This window comes from Desulfosoma caldarium (genome assembly GCF_003751385.1).
Taxonomy (GTDB): domain Bacteria; phylum Desulfobacterota; class Syntrophobacteria; order Syntrophobacterales; family DSM-9756; genus Desulfosoma; species Desulfosoma caldarium.
The window spans coordinates 371,147-396,102 of sequence record NZ_RJVA01000012.1 but is presented as its reverse complement, the minus strand read 5'-3'; the positions used below and the strand labels follow the sequence as shown (position 1 = coordinate 396,102).

General features: G+C 56.2%; 20 protein-coding genes. 11 read left to right on the top strand and 9 right to left on the bottom strand.

Going from position 1 to position 24,956, the window contains the following annotated elements; translation table 11 throughout:
• The first annotated feature begins 99 nt into the window (after window positions 1-99).
• Complete coding sequence (locus EDC27_RS09980; RefSeq protein WP_148045733.1) at window positions 100-642, top strand: RrF2 family transcriptional regulator; 543 nt, start codon at window positions 100-102, stop codon at window positions 640-642.
• 125 nt (window positions 643-767) lie between these two features.
• On the opposite strand, the gene EDC27_RS09975 is transcribed toward EDC27_RS09980, so the two are convergent.
• Both EDC27_RS09975 and sat read right to left on the bottom strand, forming a co-directional pair.
• The gene (locus tag EDC27_RS09975; RefSeq protein ID WP_123290460.1) at window positions 768-1,067 is read right to left on the bottom strand and encodes a DUF6955 family protein; all 300 of its coding nucleotides are present in this window, start codon (window positions 1,065-1,067) and stop codon (window positions 768-770) included.
• A gap of 11 nt (window positions 1,068-1,078) precedes the next feature.
• A complete protein-coding gene (gene sat / locus EDC27_RS09970; protein WP_123290459.1) occupies window positions 1,079-2,341 on the bottom strand; it encodes a sulfate adenylyltransferase in 1,263 nt (420 codons plus the stop codon).
• Window positions 2,342-2,932: 591 nt separating this feature from the next.
• Between sat and EDC27_RS09965 the strand changes: the two genes are divergently transcribed.
• Window positions 2,933-3,358, top strand: a complete 426-nt coding sequence (locus tag EDC27_RS09965) for a Crp/Fnr family transcriptional regulator (RefSeq protein WP_123290458.1) — start codon at window positions 2,933-2,935, stop codon at window positions 3,356-3,358.
• Window position 3,359: 1 nt separating this feature from the next.
• On the opposite strand, the gene EDC27_RS09960 is transcribed toward EDC27_RS09965, so the two are convergent.
• Window positions 3,360-4,241 (bottom strand): hypothetical protein, encoded by an 882-nt coding sequence (locus EDC27_RS09960; RefSeq protein WP_148045732.1) that lies wholly within the window; start codon window positions 4,239-4,241, stop codon window positions 3,360-3,362.
• 169 nt (window positions 4,242-4,410) lie between these two features.
• On the opposite strand from EDC27_RS09960, the gene EDC27_RS09955 reads away from it, so the two are divergent.
• Window positions 4,411-5,094 carry a metal-dependent hydrolase gene (locus EDC27_RS09955; RefSeq protein WP_123290456.1) on the top strand — a complete coding sequence of 228 codons (684 nt, stop codon included), beginning with the start codon at window positions 4,411-4,413 and terminating at the stop codon, window positions 5,092-5,094.
• Between the two features lie 436 nt (window positions 5,095-5,530).
• Window positions 5,531-5,806: an RNA recognition motif domain-containing protein gene (locus EDC27_RS09950; RefSeq protein WP_123290556.1), complete on the top strand. Its 276-nt coding sequence runs from the start codon at window positions 5,531-5,533 to the stop codon at window positions 5,804-5,806.
• Window positions 5,807-5,870: 64 nt separating this feature from the next.
• On the opposite strand, the gene EDC27_RS09945 is transcribed toward EDC27_RS09950, so the two are convergent.
• From EDC27_RS09945 to EDC27_RS09925, 5 genes are all read right to left on the bottom strand, one after another.
• Complete coding sequence (locus EDC27_RS09945) at window positions 5,871-7,091, bottom strand: pyridoxal phosphate-dependent aminotransferase (protein WP_211334858.1); 1,221 nt, start codon at window positions 7,089-7,091, stop codon at window positions 5,871-5,873.
• A gap of 2 nt (window positions 7,092-7,093) precedes the next feature.
• Complete coding sequence (locus EDC27_RS16295) at window positions 7,094-8,002, bottom strand: FAD-binding oxidoreductase (protein ID WP_211334857.1); 909 nt, start codon at window positions 8,000-8,002, stop codon at window positions 7,094-7,096.
• Window positions 7,990-8,517 (bottom strand): FAD-binding oxidoreductase, encoded by a 528-nt coding sequence (locus EDC27_RS16290; RefSeq protein WP_211334856.1) that lies wholly within the window; start codon window positions 8,515-8,517, stop codon window positions 7,990-7,992. Before EDC27_RS16290 ends, EDC27_RS16295 begins: the two co-directional genes overlap by 13 nt.
• A gap of 349 nt (window positions 8,518-8,866) precedes the next feature.
• On the bottom strand, window positions 8,867-9,622 hold the full coding sequence (locus EDC27_RS09930; protein WP_123290454.1) for an ABC transporter substrate-binding protein: 756 nt from the start codon (window positions 9,620-9,622) through the stop codon (window positions 8,867-8,869).
• A gap of 187 nt (window positions 9,623-9,809) precedes the next feature.
• Complete coding sequence (locus EDC27_RS09925) at window positions 9,810-10,631, bottom strand: HEAT repeat domain-containing protein (protein ID WP_148045731.1); 822 nt, start codon at window positions 10,629-10,631, stop codon at window positions 9,810-9,812.
• Between the two features lie 282 nt (window positions 10,632-10,913).
• Between EDC27_RS09925 and EDC27_RS09920 the strand changes: the two genes are divergently transcribed.
• The 3 genes from EDC27_RS09920 to EDC27_RS09910 all read left to right on the top strand — a co-directional run bounded on the left by EDC27_RS09920 (window position 10,914) and on the right by EDC27_RS09910 (window position 18,695).
• Window positions 10,914-14,291, top strand: coding sequence for a bacteriohemerythrin (locus EDC27_RS09920; protein ID WP_148045730.1), 3,378 nt, complete (start codon window positions 10,914-10,916; stop codon window positions 14,289-14,291).
• 301 nt (window positions 14,292-14,592) lie between these two features.
• Window positions 14,593-15,723, top strand: a complete 1,131-nt coding sequence (locus EDC27_RS09915) for an ABC transporter substrate-binding protein (protein WP_148045729.1) — start codon at window positions 14,593-14,595, stop codon at window positions 15,721-15,723.
• Entirely contained in the window at window positions 15,720-18,695 is a 2,976-nt protein-coding gene (locus tag EDC27_RS09910) for a PAS domain-containing hybrid sensor histidine kinase/response regulator (RefSeq protein WP_170161741.1), read from the top strand. The genes EDC27_RS09915 and EDC27_RS09910 overlap by 4 nt, the downstream gene beginning before the upstream one ends.
• A 226-nt stretch (window positions 18,696-18,921) precedes the next feature.
• Here EDC27_RS09910 and aroC read toward each other — a convergent pair whose 3' ends face one another.
• A complete protein-coding gene (aroC, locus tag EDC27_RS09905) occupies window positions 18,922-19,986 on the bottom strand; it encodes a chorismate synthase (RefSeq protein ID WP_123290449.1) in 1,065 nt (354 codons plus the stop codon).
• 245 nt (window positions 19,987-20,231) lie between these two features.
• Here aroC and clpS point away from each other — a divergent pair, with 245 nt between their 5' ends.
• The 4 genes from clpS to EDC27_RS09885 all read left to right on the top strand — a co-directional run bounded on the left by clpS (window position 20,232) and on the right by EDC27_RS09885 (window position 24,948).
• A complete protein-coding gene (clpS, locus tag EDC27_RS09900; protein WP_123290448.1) occupies window positions 20,232-20,546 on the top strand; it encodes an ATP-dependent Clp protease adapter ClpS in 315 nt (104 codons plus the stop codon).
• Window positions 20,547-20,568: 22 nt separating this feature from the next.
• Entirely contained in the window at window positions 20,569-22,860 is a 2,292-nt protein-coding gene (clpA, locus tag EDC27_RS09895) for an ATP-dependent Clp protease ATP-binding subunit ClpA (protein ID WP_123290447.1), read from the top strand.
• A gap of 37 nt (window positions 22,861-22,897) precedes the next feature.
• The gene (aat, locus tag EDC27_RS09890) at window positions 22,898-23,584 is read left to right on the top strand and encodes a leucyl/phenylalanyl-tRNA--protein transferase (protein ID WP_123290446.1); all 687 of its coding nucleotides are present in this window, start codon (window positions 22,898-22,900) and stop codon (window positions 23,582-23,584) included.
• Between the two features lie 110 nt (window positions 23,585-23,694).
• A complete protein-coding gene (locus EDC27_RS09885) occupies window positions 23,695-24,948 on the top strand; it encodes an aspartate kinase (RefSeq protein WP_123290445.1) in 1,254 nt (417 codons plus the stop codon).
• Window positions 24,949-24,956: the final 8 nt, after the last annotated feature.

The window sequence follows — 24,956 nt, the reverse complement described above, 5'->3', positions numbered from 1 at the left end:
CTCGGTATGCGTGACTCTTATAAAGGATAGTCCGCGGTGGCTTCCGTTGTATTCAAGGTGGCGGTCTTCGGGAAATCCCGAAAAGAAAGGAGAACGCTCATGGTCAGCCTATCGACTCGCAGCCGTTATGGGACCCGCCTTATGATGTCTCTCGCGAGGCACTCCACAGAAACTCCCGTGCAAATCGCCGATGTGGCCCTGGACCAAGGAATTTCCGTGAAGTACCTGGAACAAATCGCGCTTGTTTTGAGAAAGGCGGGGCTCATCAAGACCGTGCGAGGACGAAAAGGCGGCCACATGTTGGCGAAGGACCCCGAGAATATCACGTTGGAGGACATCGTTGCGGCCCTCGAAGGGGGCCGACACCTTGCGGCTTGTGTGTCCAACCCTCATCTATGTCCTCGAGCTTCACGCTGCGGCCCTCGACGGGTCTGGCAGGAATTGTCGGAAACACTCTTTGAAAAACTCCGCTTGTGGACCTTGAGGGATGTTGTTCGTCTGGAGGAAACCCTTATGAACCGAGAAGATTCTTCAAGCCATCGGGACGCGGCGATTTTCTGTCTTGATTCTTCTCGTGGTCTTCTTTCTGACCGAACCCGCACCGCATGCGGCCGAAAGGACCGCGACGCTTTAAGGCAATAATTCCTGGTGAAAACTCGGCGGCCGTCGGCGGAAACTTGGGCTTCCGCCGGCGGTCTCTTTCCGGAACACGTTGGTCGGCGAAGAGTGACGAACCCGTCCCATTTCCCACACGCGCCGTGAACGCCTTAGTACGCGCTCAGGAATTCTTCCAAGATGTCCACGGACTTCTTTTCCACCACCTTGTCAAAGATCTGGTCCTTGACTTGCCGTGGCAAGAGCTCGATGCTCTTGGTGGTTGCCGAATCGAACTTGGCGGTGGGAAACACTTTGAGGATTTTGTCCCGTTGTGCCGCGTTGGCATAAACACGGATGACCTTCATGCCGGCGAGCATTTCCTCGCACATGTGGGCCAATCCCGCGTCTTTGAGCTTTTCATAGCGCTCTTCATTGACCCAGATGTTGATGGGGTATTTTTCCTCGGTCATGACCTCACCTCCTATAAGCCCGCCAAGGGTGGAATGGTGAAAACGGGCGTCCTTTTTGCCAGGTACTCGTCGGTGACAAACGGAGAGCCGAATCCGTACTTTTCGGCGCATTCCATGACCAGATCAAACACTTCGGGGCGGAATATAAGTCGAGGCGGTTTGACGCCATCTTGCACGATGCTGCGAATGACGGTTCCGCTGAACTTTTGCCACTCGCTCTTGTGATTGCACAGCCCTTCGCTGGTAATTTCTCCGCAATGCGGGCAATAAAGCCAGTTCATGGAATAGACAGGAGTGATGTTCAGCTCGTCTTTCACGCTCGCCAACAGGTGGTGCGCATCGTAGGGGCCGTAATAGGTTCCGACGCCCGCATGGTCACGACCGTACATGTGATGGGTCAGCCCGAGGTTGGTCCGCAAGGCCGCATGAAAAACAGCTTCTTTTGGCCCGGCATAGCGCATGTCCCAAAAAGTTAAAGACGTCATGTGGTTGTGGTCTCCAAAATAGCCGGACTTGCGCAGTTCGTCTTGCGTCAAAATGATGGCCTCGTCAATGTAGTCGCCCTTGCGTTTTTCGCCGATGATGGCGTTGACCAACACGCCCACCAGAGGTTTTTCGATGGGCAGTTCACCATACGCTTGCAACCAGGCTCCTTTCATGAGCCACTCATGCCCCGTGTGCGGCACGTTGCGGGTCTGATGCGCCACGATACGCTGCCAGCCCTTCTCGCGAAAACGCTTGCGCATCTCCAAGGGCGGAATGAAATAAGGATCAAAGGGCGGATTGATCTTGGGAGTGGTGACCAGGGTGATGTTGCCGCCCAAGAATTTGTCTTTGTACGCATAGGTGCGAGCGCACCCCGGATGTTTGCTATCGGCCGTGCCGAAAATGGACTGGCAGATGGCTTGTTTGTCATAAGAATAAATTTCGAAAATTTCAAAAATGGCCATGGGGTTGCCGTGATACGTGAGGCAGATCGTATCCCCTGCCTTGATGCCATAATCCGACAGTTCCTGGTCGGACATGTCAAACAGAATGGGAATGCTCCAGATAGTGCCATCTTTAAGACGCATTTTCTTCACGACAGAATCCAGGTCTTCCAGCCCCATGAAACCCGTAAGAGGGCAGAAAAACCCGTAGGCAATGCCGATCACTTCATTGGCGATCTGACTCCGGACCGGCACCTGTTTCAAGCCCCGCACCTTCGCGGGCGCCTCTTTGGGGTCCAGAATCCGTTCCACTATTTCTTTACCGCCATGCCCGATTTCTGCCATACTGCACCTCTCCAATCTCGACGTCCATCCTTTGTGCCTTCCGTAGAACAGGCAGGCCCTTTAGCCCAAACCAAAACCCTGTCCACCACCCCCTTTCCTCGTAACAGTGCGCGTCGTCGATGAAGCGACTTCGGTGCCATAAGCCTATGCCTAGGCTTCTTTCGATCAACCCTTCCGCGCCTCCCTGGCCCTTATCTCGGCCTTGAAAGGCTTCATAGCCTCTCAAAAAGGTCTTCCGTAGGAGCGGCGATGGCCGCAAGACCTCATGGGACCCTCAGGCGTTGCCACAAAAGGAGGTTCTAACGGCACTCCTTTCTCTTACAGCCCTTCAGGGGTGACGCGTCAGGTGGTCACGCTGTATGATGAATGAGGGCACCATGGCCACAGCACAAAAGTCACTCGACAAAGAGCGTGAACATGGGCATAGGTAACATGAGGGAGAGCGTTCGGGAGGTGCCCTCACACCTCCTCTTTCCCACTTATTTTCATTCTAGTTCTTTTTTTCTCAAATCGTCAACGGCCAATAATGGATTTTCAAGCACGCGGCGCGTAGGAAATGGGACCTCATTGTGAAAAAACTAAAGGAGGAAGATGATGTTTCTGAGGAAGGCGGAAATCTTCGTGGGGGTCAGCGCTGAGGTTTTGGACCGGATTCAGGCCATGGCGGAGGAAGAGCAGGTTCCGGAGGGGCACGTTTTCTTTCGAGCTGGGGAACCCGCGGCGTTTCTTTATGTGTTGAAGGATGGGCAAGTGGCCTTGACCACAGTGGGTGCCGCGCCCATCACGTTTCCCATTGGTGAAGCCGGGGCCGTTTTCGGCTGGTCGGCTCTTGTGGAACCGCGCACCTATACGGCGACCTGTGAAACTACCATGCCCACGACGGTCATTCGGCTAGACGGCACCCAGCTTCTTCAAATGTTCGAGGATAATCCTCAAGACGGCTTGTTGGTCCTTCGTCGCCTCGCCGGCGTCATGGCGTCTCGCTTGAGGGCCAGTTACGAAAGGTTTGCCCGCTGATTTAGTCGCAGGCGTTCACCGTGCAACTTCCACCGGATTCCAGCGGAAGGAAGAGTTCCTGGGTATCGAGACCTGTCAAAGGATTTTCGAGGACGCTCAGCAGATACCCGGGAACCTCGGCGCCGGTCACGATGCGACCCTGATGAACGACGAAGGGAGCGGACAGAACTCCGCGTTCCCAACAAAAGGCGTTGTTGGCTCGCACCACCGCCAGTGTGGACACAAGGCACTTGAGGCGCTGCGGCCATTGCGTGCACGTCTCGCAATGGTCTTGTACCAATTGCCACACCGACGTCAGGCTCCACGCCTCAGGGCACAACCGCACACGGTCTTTTACGGCCATTTTCTCGAGCATCTCCAAGACATCGTGGCAGTGCGTGCACGTGGGTTCAAAAAAAAGATACACCACCTGCTCGTCCGCGTTCACGGTGGCAAAGGGTGACTCAAAACAGGCGCACATGGTGCGAGTCAGGGGAGCGACGAGCACAACGACGCCCAGGGTCACGGCCGCCCCACCCCACACGGCTTTTCTGGCCAAAGGAAAGATATCGCGACCGGCGAGGAAAACCCAGAGCACGAACAGGGCCGTGTAGCCCAAGCAGGCGGGACAATAAAGGTTCAAGAGCACCTGGGTGAGGACCAAGGCGCATTCCACCACCATGCCCACGACCACAAGGCCGCTCAGAACCTTTCTGGCAAGGCGATGAGCCCAAAGGAGCCCTCCGGCATAAAAGGCTCCGGCCCACCACAAAGCCGGCTTTTGCATCACCCGGCAGCTGAAAGAATCGCACAGCATCTTTCCGCCGCCAATGGCGTTGGCAAAGGCATAGGCTATAAGCAGAACGCCAAGAACGGTTAGGGCGCCTTGTCTTTTTCCCATCATTGCCTTCACTCCGGCTAACGCCACGAACCGATTCATTACGCAAGGATCTTGTCATCCCTGTGAGTTTGTGTCAATCATGGCCCGAAAGACCTTGAGGATTCAGGAAATATATCGGATGAGACACCTGATAGCATGAATCGTTTGAAGAGCGTACATAAAGGAGGGTCCCATGAGTGTCACTGTGACGTGGTACAGCCATGCCTGTATCTTGATCGAATCGGAAGGAACCCATCTTCTGGTGGACCCGTTCTTTACGGGAAATCCTTTGGCCCCGGTGGATGCGGACAAGGTTTCGGCGGACGTGATCTTCGTGTCCCATGGGCACGGAGACCATTTGGGAGATACGGTCGCCATTGCCAAGCGCACGGGAGCCACGGTGATTTCCAATTTTGAAATCTGCAACTGGCTTGCGGCTCAGGGTCTGACAAAGTTGCATCCGCACCACATCGGTGGCGGATCGAACCATCCGTGGGGACGGGTCAAGTTGACCATTGCCCACCATGGATCGGCTTTACCCGACGGATCCTACGGCGGCAATCCCTGCGGATTTCTTTTTAGCATAGGTGGTTCCAAAATCTATCACGCCTGCGATACGGGGCTTTTTTACGACATGGTGCTCATCGGCGAAGAAGGCATCGACCTGGCCATTTTGCCCATTGGAGATAATTTTACCATGGGACCCGACGATGCGCTGCGCGCCGTAAAGCTCCTTAAGCCGTCCAAGGTCCTGCCCATTCACTACGACACCTTTGACATCATTCAGCAGGACCCGGCGGCATGGAAGGAACGGGTGGAAAAGGAAACCTCAACCCATGTGGTGCTGCTGAAACCCGGCGAGACGCTGATCCTCTAGGAGCAAGCCCTAGAAGGAGCTTTCCGTTTGATTCCTTAGGCGCCGCACGGCGTGATCAGGTTTCGCGTGGGGCTTCGATCAAGGAAAAAGGCATTCTCGAACAAGTGCCGAGAACCGTGGTCGAGAGCCGCTGATTTGGCCCTTGGAGCATAAAACAAGATGTGACCCCATACTCAGGTGAATGTGTTTGACAGTCCTGGGATTCTGTGCGAAGGTCGAGCACCATCCTGGCATGCCGAGGTCGCCAGGGAACCGTCATGAACATGTGCGCTCAGTTAATAAGTCCCGCACGGTTCTTTTTGTTCCACGGTTCGCCGCCAGTTTTTCCGGGATGCCCCGAAGCGTCACCGAAAGTTCGGTGACGGGTCGGTTGTTCGTTCTCGTGGTTGAAAACGACCGACCCCCATGCCATGAAACCACGCGCAAAGGACAATTCATGAATCTTTACGTCGGAAATCTCGCCTACAGTGTCACGGAAGACGATCTGCGCGCCGCTTTTGCCAAGTACGGCGAAGTGAGCAGTGTCAACATCATCATTGATCGTCAAACCGGACAATCCAAAGGGTTTGGCTTCGTGGAAATGCCACTGAACGCCGACGCGGACAAGGCCATCAAGGCGCTCAACGGCGCAGACTTGCAAGGCCGCACCCTCAAGGTCAACCAGGCCAAACCGCGACCCAGTCGTCTTTCCCGCGGCCCTCGTTACGACTAAGCCGCCATATGCCCGCCCGCTTTGCAACGCCTTGGTGCTTCGGTGCCGAGGCGTTTTCGCGTTCTCATGCCGTATTCTTTTCAAACCAACGCGCGAGCCTTTCCATGGCTTCGTCCAGTTCGGCTTCCGTGCTGCCAAAAGAAAGCCGTACATGGCCTTCGCCGCCCGGTCCAAAGGCGCTGCCGGGAATGGTGATGACGCGGGCTTCGTGAAGCAGCCGAAGAGCCACGGTCATGGAATCGCCGGCCTGGGGCGGAAATTTTACCATGACATAATAGGCCCCTTGAGGCTTGACGTAAGATAGGTGGGGTGCCATGCGGTCCAGAAAGGAACAGACCCTGTCGCGCCTGGCCTGAAAGGTTTTTCGAAAGTGCGCCACGCATTCCTGAGGCCCTTCCAGAGCGGCCAGGGCGGCCACTTGGGACGGCGTCGGGGCACAGATGGCGGCGGCATCGTGCACCTTCATCACATGATCCAAAATATCCGCCGGGGCCACCACGGCGCCGACTCTCCAGCCGGTCATGGCGTATTTTTTGGAAAAACTGAAAACCCCGATCACTTGACGCCGCAGCTCCGGCATCGACAGCAGGCTCCAATAAGGTTTGCCGTCATAGGTAAGGAAATCGTAGGTTTCATCACAAATGATGTAAAAACCGTGTTCCAATGCCCACTGGGCCACGACCAGCAGATCCTCTTTGGAAAAAACGGCCCCGGTCGGGTTGTGGGGATGGCAGATAATGATCGCCTTGGTCCTGGGAGATATGGCATGGCCAAGGGCGTCGAGGTCCAACTGCCATGTAGCGGGTTTGAGCGGAAAGAAGACCGGGATACCTTCGGCCAAAAGCACTTGTTCGATATGGGAAGCGTAATTGGGAGACGGCAGAAGCACTTCGTCGCCGGGCTCGATCAAGGTGAGTACGGTGGCACACAGCCCTTCCATGGCGCCTACCGTAATGCAGATTTCTGTATCCGGATCCACCCACAGGCCCCGCTCCCGAACAAGCATGTCCGCAAACGCTCTGCGAAGTGCCGGAAGCCCAGGACCCAGGGTATATTTTCCCGTCCAAACGCTCTCCCTCAGATGCCGGCATACCGCATCCACGATGTGCTCGGGCGTGGGAAAGGAAGAAATTCCCTGTCCCAAGGAAACGCAGCCGGGAACCTTCTGGGCCAGCAATGGTATTTCCTTGATGGCGGACACAGCAATGCCTCGAACCCTTCGGCTGATCCCCTCGTCCCGATACCGCTTTCCTGCCGCTTCCAAAGCCGAACGCTCCAAAGCCACCCCTAGACCCTCCGCAGCTCATGGTGCCAAGGAAAAATCTTTCCCGGATTCAAAACGAGGTTTGGATCAAAGACCTTTTTGATCGCCATCTGCAACCCGATCATTTCGGGGTCTTGTTCCAACGCAAGATAAGGTTGCTTGGCCACACCAATCCCATGCTCCCCGGAAATGGTCCCCCCACGCTTGAGCACTTCCAGAAGCAAGGTCTGAACGCCCTCTTCCACCCGCTTTTGGCGGCATTCCCGACACGCCGTGATGTTCAAGTGAATGTTTCCATCCCCTGCATGGCCGAAACAATAAATCTTCAGGTCAAAGCGCTGTTCTATTTCCGGAATGCACCGCGTGAAGCCCGCGATTTCTTCCAGAGGCACCACGACGTCTTCCGGAATGTAGACGGCGGCGTTGTGTTCAATGCGCAGCGACACTTCGCGGCGTACCGCCCACATTCTTTCCCTCTTGGCGGCGTCAGGAGCCATCAGCACCTCGCGGGCTCTGTGTTCCAGGCACACTTCGCCCATGCGCTGGATTTCCTGAGCAATCGTTTGCGGATGTCCGTCGGCTTCCACCAAAAGAAAAGATCCGGCTCCGTGAACCTGTTCAAACGGCAGGAGGTCTCCCACCAGTTCCAGACAGCGTCGATCTAAAAATTCCACGGCCGAGGGGACCAGGCCGGAGGTGAGAAGTCCCGAAACGGCGTTCATGGCCTGGCTTATGTCGTCAAAGAGCGCCACCAAAGTGGTCACGGCGGGCGGATGAGGAATGAGGCGCAAGATCAGTCGGGTGATGATGCCCAGCGTGCCTTCGCTACCCACGATGAGTCGCGTGAGATCGTAGCCGACAACGCCCTTTCGCGTCCTAACCCCCGTGGGAACGAGGGTTCCGGTAGGAAGCACCACGTTCAGTCCAAGCACGTAATCCCGAGTGACCCGTATTTGACACAAGAAGGCCCACCCGCATTGGTGGCGGCGTTGCCGCCGATGCTGCAGGTGTCGATGCTGGCGGGATCCGGAGGATAATAAAGACCTTGGGCTTTGACCGCACGCTTGAGGTCGGCCGTCACCACATCCGGTTCCACCTCGGCCACCAAATTCCTGGGATCGACGGTCAAAATGCGATTCATGGCGGAAAGGTTCAAGACCACACCGCCACAAATGGGACTGGCGCCGCCGGCCAAGCCCGTGCCCATGCCTCGGGGTGTGACGGGAAAACGATACCGGTTGGCCAGTTCCATGAGCTGCACCACGTCCTGCTCGGTGCGGGCTGTCACCACCGCCTCGGGATACCCCCGTGTGTGGGAGGCATCCTCGGCGTATTCTGCAAGTTTTTCTGCATGCACGGAAATGGCTTGGTCTCCCAAGGCATGGCGAAGCGCCGAAAGAATCTCAGGGGTCAAGCGCTGATAAGGGCTGAGTTGTGGGGAATTCACGGAGTCTTTCTTTGACCTGATTGTGGGTGGCATTTATCCGACGGGGTTCAGATCATGGCCTTCGCGGTGTGGGCCACGGCCGCGAGAAAGCCTTTCATGCATGCCGCAACCGTCCTTTTTGAGAAACGGCCGTTCCTTGAGCCTTTCACGGCCCGCGTCGATGGAATCCCCGTCGAAGCTTGAGTTGGTGCGGCGCCAGCCATGACGCCAGGATCGCGCGTTGCGGCGCTCCTTCAAAATGACCCCATGGACTTTTCATCGGAGCGGCGTGAGCCGCGACACTGCATCGCGCCTCGCGTCGCTCCTCAAGGAACCGTTGAAGTCTCATGAGACACCGTGAGACATCGTATTAGAGTTGGTATTTTTCTTTCAGTTCTTGGAACTTTGGAGATTTCATGAATTTTTCGAGTCCCTCGTTGAGCACCTTGAGCAACTCCGTATCTTCCTTGCGCACCCCGTACGCAAAGGTTTCTTCGGGCATGCCAAAGGTTCCCAGAATCTTCAAGGGTTTTTCGCGCACCACTTCATGGGCGGGCGCATCATCCATGGCCGCCGCAATGATTCTTCCGTTCAGCACGTCTTCAGCGGCCAGAGGGCCGGAATCGTAATAGACCAACTCAAATTTCTTACCTTTATCGATAAGGTTTTCCTTCATCCACTTGGCTTCGGAAGTGCCGCGCTGCAGGCCGACCTTTTGGTCGCTGTTTAAGACCTGGTCCACCGTGAGGTTGGCATCCTTCTTGACGACGAGCACCTGTTTGATTTCCCAGTAAGGGTTCGTAAAGGCGATCTGCTTCTTGCGTTCTTCCGTCACGCTCAATCCTGAGGCGATGACGTCGATTTTGCGAGCTGTCAGGCTAGGAATGATGGCGTCCCAGTCGATGGCTTTATGCTCAACCTTGAATCCCATTTCTTTGGCGATCCACTCCAGGGCTTCCACATCGAACCCGGCGGGCTTGCCGTCTTTGTCGATGTAGGAAAACGGCGGAAAGTTGGCGTCGATACCGTTCACATAAACCTTGTCGGCTGCCTGAACATCCTGGCCCACAATCCCGGCCATCAGAATCATGGCTACCAAAAGACCACAGTAGAGCCCTCGTCGCATGTTCCCTTCTCCTTTTGTTATGGTTGATCACGAAAGCTTGAAGAACCGCGGAGGCTATACCTCGAAAACCGGCTTTTTCGCAAGGCCGGCGAATCATTCATCATCCTGAGCGCTTTTGCTCTTCTGCTCACCATCTTCTAATGCCCTCACCTCATCCATGAGCGTTGGCAAAAACTGCCTCACTCGCTTATTCCGCACCATTGCCGCTGTCCTGTTTCAGCGTCAGAAGGCTCCTGGCCGTGGACAGCGCATCTTCTACAGCATCCACAATGTCCGGATCGTCGCTGTTGCGCAGATCTCCCAGAACCTCAGGGGCTCTTTCCGGCATAACGGTGGCCACGGCGTCGATGGTGGCGAAAAGAAGATCCTCGTCGATTTCCTCCGATTGAAGAATCTCTTCCAACACCGAGGCCGCCTCCGAAATGCCCCAGGCACCCGCAGCACACACGGCTTGATAAAGGATGTCGGGGTCTTTGGCATTTAAAGATTCCATGATTTCCCTTTCATAGCCGTCCACCCAGCGCATGGCAAACACGGCCGTCAGTTTCCAGTCATCGTCTTTGGAGGCATAGGCCCCGGCGATGGCTTCCCTGTGCCATTCCAGCGGGGCCCTAACCGACCCTTCAAACACATGGCGACGCACATCTTCAGGAGTGCGCGGATCGTGAAAGAGCTTGTAAAAGGTCTGCTGAATGTGCTTAAAAGCCTCTTGCGAAAGCGGATTTTCTTCTGGATCGTCAAAGCCTTCCACGTCGACGTATTCCAGGGCCGCGCCCAGCGCGACGGCCGCTGTGCCTCGAAGAGAGGGATTTTCATTGGGGTTGGCTGCGATGTTCAACAGAATGTGCGCCACATGGTCATCCATGACGGAAATATCCGATAGAAGTTCGGCAGCTATTTCCCGATCTTCTGTTGGCGCTTTGGTGCTGTGCACCAACGTCACGAGTTTTTCCTTGGTCCCCTGCGGCCATTCCCACGACGGCCGATCGTATAAAGCTTCCATATCCATGATCTTTTCTCCTTTGATGATGATCCCTAGCAGGCTTCGCTTTTCTGCGTTCCTTTCCGCGGCGTTCGTCATACTCGGAATTCTTGCCGACCACAAGCGCCATGCACGGTGTCCATTGATGCCCCCGCGGCGCGTCTTTTTTTTGTCAAGTTTTCCTAAAAGTCTGCCGAATTGCCAGATGGTCTTTTGTGCCAAGGTCATGGGAAAGGGCTTTGCCTGTCCTTTCAGGAAGCCCGACTCACCGTTTTTGTGGACGAACCGATTAACGAAGGAGGCGTCACCGTGGTGCATCTCAACTTGAAAACGAAGCTGATCGTTTTTGCCGTAATTCTTGTGGCCGTGCCTCTTGTGACCAATACGGTTGTCAACACGGCCCTGTCCCTAAAGCAGGCCAAGGAATTATCCCACTACATAACGACGGTGTTGGAGAAAGACGGAGCTCAATATCTCACGGCGCTCCTCGAAGGGGATCGTGTGGTGGTTCGTGGAATCGTTTCCAAGGTCGAAGATGATGCTCGTCGATTGGCTGCCTCTCCTAAACTGCTTGATTTCTTAGCCATCAGCAAAGGCACCCAGGCGGAAGCGCGCTCGGCCGTGGAAGCTCAGGTCATGGGACAAATCGGGCAGATTCGAGCGCTCTTTGATGCAGAACGTGAAATGGTATCACGGCAGCTCAAAAACGACATCAAACTGGCCGAAGCGCTGGTGCAGCGCTACGGCATGCCGGATCTCTCCGACGTCCCCCACCGATGGGAAGCCTTAAACCAGTTTACACAAGAGACCCAGAGCGTGGAACTTCCGCTGTTGCGCTTGGGGTCCCAAATTCTCTACCCCATGGCAGACTTCGACACTCGAGCTCCGGTGGTGGATGAACTGACGGAACTGACGGGAAGCACCTGCACGATTTTCCAGAAAATGAACGACGAGGGTGACATGCTTCGCGTGGCCACTTCCGTCAAGAATAAACAGGGAAAACGCGCCGTCGGAACCTTTATTCCCGCCGTCAACCCCGACGGGACGCCCAATGTCGTCGTGAATACGGTGTCATCAGGCACACCGTATACGGGCCGGGCCTTTGTGGTGAATGACTGGTACCAGACCATTTACAAACCGCTTAAGAACCCCTTGGAGGAAGTCATCGGCATGCTTTATGTGGGCGTGCCGGAAAAGAGCCTTGGCGCCATTCGGGATCGAGTGGCGAAAGCCCGGCTGGGAAAAACCGGCTTTGTTTTTATTACCGACGAAGAAGGGCGTGTGGTGATCCACGCCGATGGCAGCCTGGCCGGCCAGGATGCCGGCCGAGCCTTTGGCATTGCATCTTGGCAGGATCGGATCAAAGAAGCTCTTCAGCAAAAGGAGGTTTTTGCCAGCGTGCGATTCCAAGACGGTCGGGATGGCTTTGTGGCGCTTTTAAGCTATCCCGAGTGGAATTGGGTGCTGGTGGGCATCGGTTTTTGGACCGAATTTACGGGCGAGATGGCAGAGAGAGCCTTTAACGAATTCGCCAAAGAACTCCAAGCGCTCTGGCACGTGGGGAAGATTCAAACCGCCGATGGAACTCAAGCGCTTTATCCGCAGATCCGGTACCTGGATGCCACGGGCATGGAACGTATCAAGGTCATCGACGGATCCTTTCGGCAGGATTTCGGAACGAGAAGAGACACCGACTGGTTCCAACAGGCCCTAAAATCCGAAAACCTTTACAACACCGGTGTCGACATCGCCGAGAACACGGGAAAGCCCGAGCTTCGCGTAGCCGTGCCCATTCAATTTGAAGGACGCCTTGAAGGCGTGGTGGTGGTGGATCTTGACTGGAGTGTCGTCTGGAACGTTCTCAAATCCCGAAAGCACGGCAAGACCGGTTACCCCGCTGTGGTCGATCCTCAGGGCCGAATCATCTCCCATCCCAAATACACTCTGGCCGACAATGTGCGTATCACCGACGACAAGTACGGCGATCTGGCCACCCTCATCAAAGCGGGGCTTGCAGGATCCGAAGGTGTGGGCACATACACCTTTGAAGGGGTTGCCAAGATGATGGCTTATCAACCTTTGCGCCTGGGCTCCAAGACCTATCTGGTGGCCACCACCATGGCCCAAGAAGAATTGATGGAGATGGCCGGTCAGGTGGCGGAAACACTCACCGCGGGTCGGGCTCAGGCCACCAAATGGGCGGTCGGTATTGCGGCTATCATGATTGCCGCGGGCATCGTCGTTTCCATTCTTTTCGGGCGCCGCATTGCCGATCCCATCGCCAAAGCGGTCCAGGGTCTCCATGAGGGTGCCAATCAGGTGGCCGACGCCTCCGCCCAAGTGGCCGGATCCAGCCAAGAATTGGCGGAAGGCGCTTCTGAACAGGCCGCATCCTTGGAAGAAACTTCGTCGGCTCTTGAAGAGATGGCGTCCATGACCCGTCAAAATGCGGATAACGCGTCGCAAGCCGACGCGCTCGTCAAGACTTCAGGTTCGGAATTGAACGAGGCGCAAGCGGCCATGGGCCAGCTTGAAAAAGCCATGGCGGAAATTCAAGATGCCAGTGTGGAAACGCAAAAAATCATCAAAACCATTGACGAAATCGCTTTTCAGACGAACCTTTTAGCGCTCAACGCCGCCGTGGAAGCGGCGCGAGCCGGCGAAGCGGGCGCGGGGTTTGCCGTGGTGGCCGATGAGGTGCGAAACCTGGCCATGAGGGCGGCGGAGGCGGCTCGGAACACTTCCGGGATTATTGAAGAGACCGTGCGTAAGGTGCAAACGGGAAACGAGGTGGCCCGACTGGTTTCTCAGTCTTTTTCCAAGGTCACGGAATCCGCAACCAAGATCGGGGAGCTGGTGGCGGAGATTGCGGCGGCCAGCGGCGAACAGGCGGAGGGGATCGACCAGGTCAATCGTGCGGTGGCGGAGATGGATAAGGTGGTGCAACGCAACGCGGCCAATGCAGAAGAGTCGGCGTCGGCCAGCGAGGAACTCAGCGCCCAGGCGGCAGTGGTTCGCGAGTACGTGCAGCAGCTGGCTCGAGTGGTGGGCCTAGTCGGCGACACGATGCGCACCAAAGTCAGTGAAACCAGGACGGTAAAACCAATAGAGTCCCACGAGGAGACTCCACGGAAGAATGGAAGCTTTTCGACAAAAAAACGGCATGCCGGCCTCCTTCCACGCCCGGCCCAAGCCGCCGGAACCATGCGCACCCCTAGCAAAGCGAAACCGCACCGAGGCCCAGGCCTCGTGCCTATGAAAACGCGTCGTGTGAAACCTCTCATGGAGTGGTCGTCGCAATATTCCGTCGGTGATTTTGACTTGGACCAGCAGCATCAGAAACTCTTTAAGCTGGTCAATCGCTTGAACGAAGCCATGCAACTGGGACAAGGCCATTCCATGCTGGATCATGTCCTCACCGAACTGGTGGACTACACGGTGAAACATTTCAGTGCGGAAGAAAAAGCCATGGAACAGGCAGGCTATCCAGACCTGGAACAACACAAAGAAATTCACCGAAAGCTTACGCAAAAAGTTTCGGACCTGGTCCAAAGATTCCAAAGCGGGGACACGAGGCTCACCGTGGAAATCTTGAAGTTCCTGGAGCAATGGCTGAAACAACACATTCTGGGTGTGGATAAACAATACGGTCCCTATTTGCATCCCGAAAAGGAAGCGATGTTCTAAAATGTTCATGGCAGGGCGCAGGGCTCATGGAGATTCGTGGAGCGAAGGCCGAAGCTGGCGACACGACGGACGATGGCTTCTCCATTGGCGGGCTTAGAGGTGAAGGCATCATGCTGGGCCGAGCACACGGAGCCGTTGTGGTTTTTCCACACACGGCAAGGACACTCAGGAACGCTCTCGAAAAGGTATCGGGAAATGAGGTCCCCTGGGAATCCGTCGAGTTGGGCTCAAAGTCGCGTCCAGCGCGACGACTGCCTTCCCGGGGAAAAGACATCGGCAAACAACCCTTAAGGGGTGCGTCGTGAGAAAACGATACCTATGCGTTGGGCTGTTGGGCCTTATGTTTTGGATCGCAGGATGTGATCGTGCGCCGCTTCTGGTGGGTTTCTCTGGAACCCTTACGGGACTCTATTCTGATCTCGGGATTCATGGGCGCAATGGCGCTCGCATGGCCGTAGAAGACATCAATGCCGCGGGCGGTCTTTATGGAAGAAAGCTGGAACTGGTCGTGGTCGACGATACAGGACGGCCGCAGGGCGCCGCCGAAGCGGCCCGTCGTTTGGCCGCCCAAGGGGTTCTCGCCGTGATCGGCCACATGACGTCGTCCATGACCATGGCCGCCCTGCCGGTTATGGAAGAATTGGGGGTTCCCCTCATTTCGCCGACCACCTCCACGCCGCTCTTGAGCGGCCGAAAAGATTTGTTTTTTCGAGTGCAACCCGCCTCAAATGTCGCCGGACGATTTCTGGCCCATTGGATTACGGGAAAGCCGGGCCTTCGAAGTGTGTGCACCGTGCGGGACATGAGCAATGACGCTTTCAGTGAGCCCTGGGAAAGTGCCTTCGTCGAGGAATATGAAAGGCTTGGAGGACGCGTTTCTTGTCGGTTCACCTACACCACCCTGGAACCATCTTTTCTCACCACGATGATCAACCATCTTAATGCCACAGGACCCGATGTGGTGCTTTTTGTTAGCTCCGCCCGCGATACGGCCCGTATGGTGCAAAGCCTCCATGAAGCCGAGGTTCCAAGCCTGCTTATCAGTTCCAACTGGGCACAAACCGACGCGCTTCTTGCCGATTTAGGCGCCCTTTCCATGCGAATCCTCTTTGCCGCCGATAATCCGACCATGGACAGCAGCGCCGCGCTTCGAGAATTTTCTTGGCGATATCGCAAACGTTTTGGTATGGAGCCGTCGTTTGCGGCGGCCCGCGCTTATGAGGCCGTAAGGTTTCTCGCTACAGCCTGGAAAGAAGCCGAAGAACGTGGGGAACGCCTCGTTGAGGCTCTTTCACGGCCTCGAACTCTGGAAGGTTTGTTTGGCTCGATGCAGATCGATGCCTTTGGCGACGCTTCAGGAGCCTATTTCATGGTTGGCGTGAAAAACGGCCGATTCACCGTCTTGGAATGGCTGGCCGGAGACGTGACGTGAAATCGAAACCTCCACTTCGCCAACTGGTGCAGAAGGACTTTTTCAAACGGCTCATGCTGCCGCTGGGGGTGCTCTCCATTGTGGCCGTCACAGCCGCCGGGGTGGCTGAACTTCGCAACCTTTACATTGCACACAAAGTCTTTGTGAAGACCGTGGATCGCTCCATTTCCATGGGCATGTCCGCGGCTCATCGAACCCTACGGCATATGGCTTTGAGTGCGGAAGAGTCCCAAGAGCCCACTCAGGAAGTGAGCCTAGGGGGCGCTTTGGAGTTTCATCGCATCGTTGTGTTCAAAGCCTTGGGCGCTCCAGGGCTGGGCCGGTCCGCCTTGGCCCCGCCCGCCTCGGTGGACGTTCCCCTTTCGCTGTTTCCCGACCTTGCGGACTGGCCCGCCGTCTCGGTTCCCTATTACAGCCGGCCATTGGATGCGCCGACCCTAGCCGTTTTGGTTCGGGCTGAGCAGTTCTTCGCCATGGGAGAGCTGAATCTGAAGAGCGTAGAACGTCTTGTTCAGAATATCTCCACAGCGTCCCCGGAAAACCTGGTGTTGGTGCTGGACCGCTTCGGGAACGTGATCTATCATCCCGATTCTCAGATGATCCGTACCCAAGAAAACATGGGCCATGAGCCTCTGGTCAAAAGGGGTTTGGCCTCATGGCAGCCGCGGGTCCTGCTGGACATGCTGGATCATCGGTTTGTGTTTGCCACCACGTGGAGAGTGATGCCCTGGAACTGGGTGATCATTGTCGGAAAGCCTCTTACCCAGGCCGTGCTGACGCCCTTATTGTGGGTCATGATGGGTATCATGGCCACGGTGTTTCTGGCCGCTTTTGCGCTTTCGATTGCTTTTAAACGACGTATCGACCAGATGATCGTCCAGCCGATCAACCACCTCAAGACACAATGGGACGCTATCACTCAGCAGCACAATACAGAGCTTCTGCGTGAGGCCGCAGACGCTTCTCCCTTCCTGGAGCTTCAGATTTTCGCCCACGAGCTTCGCCGCAGCACGCAGGACCTCCTGGAACAGGAAACGGCCTTGAGGACCCAGGGGCGTGAACTCTACCGCATCTTAGAATCCATCGGGGATGCGGTCATCGTCACCGATACGGGCGGCCGCATCGTGCGCATGAATGCTCACGCAGGGCGCCTTACGGGCTGGAATCCCTCGCAGGCTCTAGGCCGACCTGCGCAGCGAATTCTTTCCATGGTGGATCCCAGATCGGGAAAGCCCTTGCAGAGCCTGGACGCCCTTGTTCTCAGCACCGGAGTTGCACAAAACCTTCACGGCCACGCTCTGCTGAAAGCTGCCGATGGATCCCAGAAGGTTGTCACGCACAATGCGGCGCCGATCCGTGATGATACGGGAGCGCTTTACGGTGTGGTCCTGGTGGTGCGGGATGCCACGGCGGAATACGAGGCGCTACGGCTGTTGGAGGAAAGCGAAAAAAAATACCGGCAAATCATGGAAACCATGGAAGAAGCCTACATGGAGCTAGAACCCAACGGCCGCTTAAGCTTCTGTAATCCGGCGACCTTAAAAATCTTGGGAGGCTCATGGGATGAGCTTCAACATAAAACGTACCGGGATTTTGCCGATGAAGTCACGGCTCAAAGAATGCGGACTTTTTTTTCGGAAATCTATGCTTCCGGAAGTTCTCTGGGCCTTCAAGATTTCACGATTCACGATCTTCAGGGCCGGCTTAAAACGGTAGAAATCTCGGCCGGCGTTCGTTACGGCGAAGACGGACGCCCCATCGGATTTCGTGTGCTGGCCCGAGACATCACGGAAAAGGTCGAGGCTCTTGAGCAAAGCCGCCGCCTCGAAAAAATACTCATGCAAACCCAGAAAATGGAATCCCTTGGAACCTTGGCCGGCGGTGTCGCCCACGAATTCAACAATCTTCTTCAAGCCATGTCCGGTTATCTGGAAATGGCTTTGAACCACACGGATGCTCAAGATCCTCGAAGTCGCTGGCTGTCTCGAGTGCAAGAGGCCGCGTTCAAGGCTCGGGATTTGATTCGACGACTCCTTTCTTTTGCCCGCCAGACGGAACCCATTCCCGAGCCCATGTCTTTGAACGATGTGGTGGAAGAGACGCTGGAGCTTCTACAAAAGAGCATTCCTCGCATGATCGAGATTCAAAAAGACCTTGGGCCGAATTTGCCTGTGCTTGTGGCGGATCGTCTGCAGGTGGAGCAAGTCATTATCAATCTTGTGGCCAATGCCCGGGATGCCATTGAATCCGATAACCCCGGAACCATTCGCCTGAAAACCCGTGCCCATACCGACGATAACGGTCAGGCGTGGATTCGACTAGAGATTGCCGACACAGGCGGCGGCATTCCCGAGGAGATTCAGGATCGCATTTTCGATCCCTTTTTCACCACCAAGGGACCCGGCAAAGGCACAGGATTGGGGCTTTCCACCGTCTACGGCATTGTGGCCAATCATGGCGGACGCATTCACTTTGAGAGCCGCCCGGGTTTTGGCACCACTTTTTTCGTGGATTTTCCCGTAAAACCTGGGTCTGTGGAGGCGCCAGCCCGGAAGGCTGAGGTGTTGTCCGAGGAGACGACGGCGCCGACACCATCGGACATCACGCTTCTTGTGGTCGACGACGAGCCCATGCTTGTGGAACTGATCCAAGGGCTTCTGGAATCAGCAGGGTACAACGTGGTGACGGCGGGTTCCGGGGAAGATGCCCTCACGTGTTTGACGCAAAACAACGGACGCATTGACGCCGTGCTTTTGGATCTCAGCATGCCCGGCATGGGCGGGCGACGCTGCTTGGAAATTCTTAGAACGCAATACCCCCATCTTCCCGTCATCGTGGCCAGCGGAGACACGGCGCATGAAATCTTTCGAGATCCCAAGAGGTTCGGTGCTCACGGGTGCATCGCTAAACCCTACCGCCTGCAGACCCTCATGGAAACCCTGCACAATGTGCTGAGAAAGAGCGGGTCCTGAAGCCGGTTTTTGGCAAAAACCGTGTGCTGCCACCCTCTCTCTTTCTTGGCAAGGACCTACCCTGCGGCACTGCTCAACATAACCTTCGTGTTTGACGGGGCGGCGCGATGCGGTGTCGTGACGTGAGCCGTTTGGACAGAATGAAGCCGCAAAGGCCGCCCCTACGAAGGCCTAGGGCCTTGCCTCATCTCGCCATGAGCGATAGTGCCCATTGGCGGGCACGGGACTAGGCATGGGAGTGCAGCCGGTACGGATAGGGATGAAGCATGAAATCCGCCAGGGTCAAGAGCACCATGGCTTCGCAGACCGGCACGATGCGAGGAATGGCGGAAACATCGTGGCGCCCTTCGATGCGCACGGTGGTCTCGGTGCCATAGCGCGTCACGGTTTTTTGAGGCACCGCCACGGACGGAATGGGCTTGACGGCCACCTTGACCACAAGGTCCATTCCCGTGGACAGGCCGCCGAGCACCCCGCCCGCGTTGTTGGAGGCGTAGCCGTGGGCCGTGGGTGGATCATTGTGAAGGCTTCCCCGCATGGAAGCAGCCTGAAAGCCGGTGCCGATTTCCACGCCCTTGACGGCCCCGATAGACATAAGGGCTGAGGCCAATCGAGCATCCAACTTATCGAAAACGGGTTCTCCCAGGCCGGCGGGACATCCCGAGGCCACCACCAGAACGATGCCACCGATGGAATCCCCGGAAGCTTTCGCGGCCTTGAGCTGCTCTTCCATGGCTTGGGCGGCCTCCGGGTTTGGACAATACACCGGGTTATTCATAGCCTCCTGCCAGTCGGTGGGTTCGCAGCGCACGGATCCCAAAGCAACCGTGCCGGCGCGCACGTGAATTCCTTCCTGGGCCAAAAATTTTCTGGCCACGGCTCCCGCGGCCACTCGAGCCACCGTCTCTCGGCCTGAACTTCGCCCTCCTCCCCGCCAGTCCCGAACACCGTACTTTTGCTCATAGGTGCGGTCGGCATGGCCCGGGCGGTACACATCTTTGAGGGCCTCATAGTCTCGGCTGCGCACGTCGGTGTTTTCGATCAAAAGGCTAATGGGGGTTCCCGTGGTCAATCCCTGAAACACACCGGATAGAATGCGCACCCTGTCGGGTTCTTTGCGCGCGGTGGTGAGCTTTTTCCCGGGCCGGCGCCGTTCCAGATCTTTTTGGATGTCGGCCTCGCTCAGAGCAATACCCGGAGGGCATCCGTCAATTACGGCACCCAGCGCCGGGCCATGGGATTCTCCCCACGTCATCACTCGAAAGAGCCGACCAAAGCTGTTGCCTGCCATGCCTTGATCTCCTTTGGAGTTCATGGGTTGAAAAGGATGAGGCCTCATGTGAGCGATCCCAAAGCGCTCACGTCCCCCACTGTCATGAGGCCCCATTGCGAACGGGCTTTTGGGACGAAGGCCCCTGCCCATCACCCCCGTGCTTGACTCCACAGCTCAGGGCGTTATTTTTCAAAAAGGCGTCAATCAGCATAAAGGAAACATGCGCCCTGAAGAAGGAGAAACTGGAGAAAGGGTTCAGACGTATGAGCGAGCACGAGCCGGGGTATCGGGAAAGCCTGGAAAGCCAATTGGAAGAGGAGTTACTGGAACCCCCCATGTTCAAGGTTCTCCTCCACAATGACGATTATACGACCATGGAGTTCGTGGTCGAGATTTTGGAGAAGGTCTTTCACAAATCCACGGTCGAGGCCACAGAGATTATGCTCCATGTCCATCGCAACGGTGTGGGAGTCTGTGGCGTATATCCTGAAGAGATTGCCGAAACCAAAGTGGAGATGGTCCATCATTTGGCCCGCAAGAACGGTTTTCCGTTGAAGTGCACCATGGAACAGGCCTGAGGCAAAAAAAGGGGTTCCCGCCATGATAAGCCGGGAGTTGGAAATGGCTTTTTCGGCGGCGGTAAGAGAAGCCAAGACACGCCGTCACGAATTCTTCACCCTGGAACACATCCTTTACGCTATTATGCACGATGCGAGCGGTGCCGAAATCCTCTACCATTGCGGAGCCGATCTAGACCGCCTCAAACGGCAGCTGGAGGAGTTTTTTGAGCAACGGCTGGAGCGGCTGCCTGAGGCGGTGGAACGCGACCCGATTCAGACCATGGCGGTGCAGAGAGTGTTGCAGAGGGCCGTGATGCACGCTCAAGGAGCGGAAAAGCGCCACGTGGATGTGGGTGACATTTTGGCGGCCATGTTTTATGAGGAAAACTCCCATGCGGTGTATTTCCTGAAAACCCACGGGGTCACCCGACTGGATGTGTTGGAATACATTTCCCACAAAGTGTCCAAGGTGGCCGAAGAGCCCGAGGAGAGGTCGGGGGCGGGCCTGGCGCCTCGACCGCAGAAAAGACCTGAGAGACCGTCGGCTTTGGAGCGGTTCACAACGAACTTGACCGAGAAGGCGGCCCAGGGCCTCATTGACCCGCTTATCGGGCGCGAAACCGAAATCCTTCGAGCCATTCAGATTCTTGGGCGCCGCACCAAGAACAATCCCATCCTGGTGGGCGATCCCGGCGTTGGCAAGACGGCCATTGCGGAAGGATTGGCCCTGAAGATTCATCGCCGGGAAGTCCCCGAAAGCTTCCAACAGGTGGCCATCTATGCTTTGGATATGGGCGCGCTTTTGGCAGGAACCAAGTTTCGAGGCGACTTTGAGGCGCGCCTTAAAGCCGTGATCCATGAACTCAAGAGCAAGCCGGGTGCTATTCTTTTCATTGACGAAATTCACACCGTGGTGGGAGCCGGCGCCACCAGCGGTGGGTCCATGGACGCCTCCAATATTCTGAAACCCGTTCTGGCCTCGGGAGCGATTCGATGCATTGGCTCCACCACATACGAGGAATACAAAAACCATTTTGAAAAAGATCGAGCCCTCAGTCGGCGGTTCCAGAAGATCGAAATTCACGAACCCAGTGTGAAGGAAACCTATCAGATCCTTCAGGGGCTTCGAGAAGCCTACGAAAAACACCATGGCGTGCGGTATACGGCTGCGGCGCTCAAGGCCGCCGCGGAACTTTCCGCACGCCATATCAATGACAGGAATCTGCCGGACAAGGCCATCGACGTCATGGACGAAGCGGGAGCTAGCCTTCGCCTCAAGGCCAACAAAAGGGCGCGGCGGGTCGTACACGTTAAGGATATCGAAGACGTGGTGGCCAAGATGGCCAAGATTCCTCCACGCTCCGTGTCCACTTCGGACCAGACTCGGCTCAAGCACCTGGAAGGGGAACTCAAACAAAGGGTCTTTGGTCAAGACGAGGCCATTCGAGCCCTCGCCACGGCCATCAAGCGTTCGCGGGCGGGATTGCGCGTGCCCGATCGTCCCATCGGCTCTTTTCTCCTCATCGGCCCCACCGGCGTGGGCAAAACTGAAGTGGCCAAGCAGTTGGCCGCCATTTTGGGTATTCATTTCTTGCGCTTTGACATGAGCGAGTATATGGAAAAACACGCCGTCGCCCGCCTCATTGGAGCCCCTCCGGGCTACATCGGCTTTGATCAGGGAGGGCTCCTCACCGATGCCATTCGCAAACACCCTCACTGCGTCCTGCTCATGGACGAAATCGAAAAAGCGCATCCGGATCTTTTCAACATTTTGCTTCAGGTCATGGACTACGCCACCTTGACGGACAACAACGGCAAAAGGGCCGATTTTCGCAATGTGATCCTGCTCATGACCTCCAACGCCGGAGCCCGCGAGATGAGCGGTAGTTCAATTGGCTTTGGCACGGCGAGAGAAAAGGATGACCGGGCTTCCAAAGGCATGAAAGCTGTGGAACAGCTTTTCAGTCCTGAGTTTCGAAACCGCCTGGATGGTATCATTCCCTTTGCGGGTCTGGACCTGTCCATCATGGAAAGGATTGTGGACAAGTTCATGGACGAATTGAGCCGCCAAGTGGCGGAAAAGAACATTGTCATTCAGTTGTCTTCAAGAGCGCGTCGATGGTTGGCCGAAAAAGGCTACGATCCGACCTTTGGAGCCCGCCCGCTGGCTCGAGTGATCCAGACGGAAATCAAGGATCCCTTGGCGGATGAAATCCTCTTCGGGCGTTTGCAAAAAGGCGGCCGCGTTACGGTGGTGTGCCCGAATGAGGTCACCAATGCGAAGGATGCGCTGGTCACCGCATCCATGGCCTTCATCTTTGAGGCATCGTGAGACGGTTAGATACTGCCGAGGGTTGTGTCGCAGTGTCATGGCGATTTTCAGCCTGAGCAAGGACTTGGTCTTTCCGCCGCCTGAGCTGGCCGAACCCGATGGTCTGTTGGCCATTGGAGGAGATTTGAGTCCTCGGCGTTTGCTCGTGGCCTACCGTCATGGCATCTTTCCTTGGTATGCTCCGGGAACCCCCATCCTCTGGTGGTCACCAGATCCAAGGCTTGTGCTTTTTCCTCGAGAATTAAAAATCTCCCACAGCCTTCGCCGCGTGCTCAAAAAAGGCCGTTTTCAGGTCACCTACGATACGGCGTTTCGGGACGTCATCGAGGCGTGCGCATTGGTTCGCTTGCGTAAGGGCGAAGAAACGTGGCTTGTGCCGGAAATGATCGAAGCCTACCATCGGCTACATCGGCTTGGGGCAGCTCACAGCGTGGAAACCTGGTTGGACGGGCGCCTCGTTGGAGGCCTCTACGGCGTGGCCTTGGGGCGTGTCTTTTTTGGAGAGTCCATGTTCAGCCTCGTCTCGGATGCTTCCAAGGTGGCGTTGGTCCACCTTGTGGAGCGCCTCAGGGCACTGGACGAGGCCATCATCGACTGCCAGGTTAGCACCGAGCATCTGAAACGCATGGGAGCCCGCGAAATTCCCCGGTCGGAATTCCTGCAGAGGCTACAGGTGGCCATATTTCTACCCACACCCTATTTGTGGCCGACCCATGCCGCTTGATAGGCCTTCCGAGCTCAAGGCGTTCCCACATTTCCCTTGAAACACGCAAAGGTTGTGCTAAAAGCCATAGGCCTTGAGAGCCTGTTTCGCGCAAAGGAGGATTCTCTGCCATGGCCTTGGTGGTGCAGAAATACGGCGGAACATCCGTGGCCAATGTGGAGCGCATCCGATCGGTAGCTCGTCGGGTGGTGGATCGCAAGAAGTCCGGAGACGACTTGGTGGTGGTCCTGTCGGCCAGAGCCGGCGATACGGATCGATTGATTGCCCTCGCCCACGAAATGAGCCCCAACCCGGATCTCCGCGAATTGGACGTGCTCTTGGCAACCGGAGAGCAAGTAACCATCGCACTTTTCAGCATGGCCGTCAAAGACATGGGCTATGAAGCCGTTTCTATGACGGGTTACCAGGCGGGCATCATCACCGACCATCAATATGGCCATGCCCGCATCAGTTGGATCGAGACCTTGCCGGTGATGGAGAAACTTCGGGAGGGCAAGATCGTCGTGGTGGCCGGTTTTCAAGGCTATGATGACGAAGGCAACATCACCACGCTGGGGCGCGGCGGATCGGACACCACGGCCGTGGCCCTGGCCGCCGCCCTCAAGGCCGATGCGTGCGAAATCTACACCGACGTGGAAGGCGTGTACACCACGGACCCTAATGTGTACGCCAAGGCAAGAAAACTCCGACGCATCAGTTATGAAGAAATGCTGGAAATGGCCAGCATGGGAGCTAAGGTCTTGCACATCCGTTCCGTGGAGTTTGGCATGAAATACAACGTGCCCATCTGGGTACGATCGTCCTTCACCGATGATCCGGGAACGCTTGTGACCCAGGAGGATGCGGACATGGAAAAGGTCGTGGTGTCGGGGATCACGTACAGCAAGAAAGAGGCGCGGGTGACCGTCACCGATGTGCCCGACGTGCCGGGCATGGCATTCAAACTGTTTCATCCCATTGCGCAAGCCGGAATCAATGTGGATATGATCATTCAAGGGAGCAGCGCCGTTCCGGGTCGAGCCAACATCTCCTTTACTGTACCCAAAGCCGATTATGAAAAAACCTTGGCCTTGGCCGAGCAGGTTTCCAAGGAAATTGGAGCGGGTTATGTGCACGGCAATCCCAATATTGCCAAGGTGTCCATCATCGGCGTGGGCATGCGCAGCCACACGGGCGTGGCCAGCGTCATGTTCGGCGCCTTGGCTAAAGAAAATATCAATATTCACATGATCAGTACTTCGGAAATCAAAATCTCGTGCGTGATCGACGAAAAGTACACAGAACTGGCCGTTCGTGTCCTGCACGACGCCTTTGAACTCCACAAGGATCCCGGCAACGGTATTCGAGTGAGCGAAGAACGGTAGGATTAAAG

Bases quoted from the DNA above. Each gene is read 5' to 3' on its own strand.
- EDC27_RS09930 (WP_123290454.1), bottom strand. From the start codon at position 9,622: ATGCGACGAGGGCTCTACTGTGGTCTTTTGGTAGCCATGATTCTGATG.
- sat (WP_123290459.1), bottom strand. From the start codon at position 2,341: ATGGCAGAAATCGGGCATGGCGGTAAAGAAATAGTGGAACGGATTCTG.
- aat (WP_123290446.1), top strand. From the start codon at position 22,898: ATGGCGATTTTCAGCCTGAGCAAGGACTTGGTCTTTCCGCCGCCTGAG.
- EDC27_RS09955 (WP_123290456.1), top strand. From the start codon at position 4,411: ATGAGTGTCACTGTGACGTGGTACAGCCATGCCTGTATCTTGATCGAA.
- EDC27_RS09925 (WP_148045731.1), bottom strand. From the start codon at position 10,631: ATGGATATGGAAGCTTTATACGATCGGCCGTCGTGGGAATGGCCGCAG.
- EDC27_RS09975 (WP_123290460.1), bottom strand. From the start codon at position 1,067: ATGACCGAGGAAAAATACCCCATCAACATCTGGGTCAATGAAGAGCGC.
- EDC27_RS09885 (WP_123290445.1), top strand. From the start codon at position 23,695: ATGGCCTTGGTGGTGCAGAAATACGGCGGAACATCCGTGGCCAATGTG.
- EDC27_RS09950 (WP_123290556.1), top strand. From the start codon at position 5,531: ATGAATCTTTACGTCGGAAATCTCGCCTACAGTGTCACGGAAGACGAT.
- clpA (WP_123290447.1), top strand. From the start codon at position 20,569: ATGATAAGCCGGGAGTTGGAAATGGCTTTTTCGGCGGCGGTAAGAGAA.
- EDC27_RS09960 (WP_148045732.1), bottom strand. From the start codon at position 4,241: ATGATGGGAAAAAGACAAGGCGCCCTAACCGTTCTTGGCGTTCTGCTT.
- EDC27_RS09980 (WP_148045733.1), top strand. From the start codon at position 100: ATGGTCAGCCTATCGACTCGCAGCCGTTATGGGACCCGCCTTATGATG.
- aroC (WP_123290449.1), bottom strand. From the start codon at position 19,986: ATGGCAGGCAACAGCTTTGGTCGGCTCTTTCGAGTGATGACGTGGGGA.
- clpS (WP_123290448.1), top strand. From the start codon at position 20,232: ATGAGCGAGCACGAGCCGGGGTATCGGGAAAGCCTGGAAAGCCAATTG.
- EDC27_RS09965 (WP_123290458.1), top strand. From the start codon at position 2,933: ATGATGTTTCTGAGGAAGGCGGAAATCTTCGTGGGGGTCAGCGCTGAG.